1 pseudogene is annotated in these 1,108 nt (G+C 47.1%); it reads left to right on the plus strand.

Annotated features, from left to right (window positions below):
• A pseudogene (locus B0H50_RS13070) lies at window positions 1-648 on the plus strand (DUF1566 domain-containing protein); the annotation flags it as partial.
• Between the last annotated feature and the right edge of the window lie 460 nt (window positions 649-1,108).

Consider the following 1,108-nt stretch of genomic DNA (forward strand, 5'->3'; position numbering starts at 1 on the left):
GGTAAAGCGATGAGTCTTGTGGGTGTAATGAGTCATCCGCTTGATTTATTGGACCAATTTAATTTATTTCAGTTTAACTTTTTTGCAAGCACAAATGCAGAAGCTGTTGACTTAGGTTTACCCAGCGGCACCAAGTGGGCGAACATGAATGTGGGGGCAAAATCGCCCGCAGATTATGGCGATTACTTTGCCTGGGGTGAAACAAAAACGAAGTCAAATTACACAGAAGAAAATAGTCTGACATTCAAAAATGATAAATTCAATTTTGATATTGCAGGTAACCCGAAATATGACGCTGCCAGAGCTAACTGGGGCGGCAAATGGAGAATGCCGACGAATGCTCAAATGGAGGAATTGATAAATAAATGCACATGGACTTGGAAAAAAATAACCGATATGAATGGAGCGATTAGAGGCTATGGCTATAGAGTAACAGGCCCTAATGGAAATTCAATTTTTCTCCCAGCAGCAGGGTTCCGTGGCGGTTCTGGCTTGGATGTCGCAGGGAGTTACGGATACTACCGGAGTTCTACTCCGCGCGGGTACGGCGGCGAGGGCGCCTTCGGCTTGTACTTCCTTTCGGGTGACCAGTACGTGCTCAACATCGGCCGCTACGACGGACAGTCTGTTCGTCCCGTCTTAGAATAAAAGCGTAGCGCATTCGATTTATTTGATTCATTCGATTTATTTGTCGCGGGCTTGCAGGCCCGCGACCGCAAAAGAAGAGTGGTCAAATAGAACGAGTCCGTTTCAACCGGGCGCGAAGCGCGCGGTCGATTTTTTTTTCGAGACTTTTGTCTTAACTATGTCGGAGCGCCGCTCAGGATGACACCGCTGGAAGTGTCATTCTGAACGGAGTGCGAAGGTACGCTTGTTGTGTCATCCTGAGTGGAGTGCGAAGCACGGAACGATATATGAAACGAAACTTGGAACTTTAGTTCCTTAGTTGAATTAAGCCCTTTGGGCTAGGATCTAGCGTTTTTTTGCAAAAGGGAATGCTAGATCCTTCACTTCACTGCGTTTCGTTCAGGATGACACTGTCCACTGACCGCTAACCACTGACCGCTAGATCCTTCACTACACTGCGTTCCGTTCAGGATGACACTAC

Source organism: Hallerella porci (assembly GCF_003148885.1).
Lineage (GTDB): Bacteria > Fibrobacterota > Fibrobacteria > Fibrobacterales > Fibrobacteraceae > Hallerella > Hallerella porci.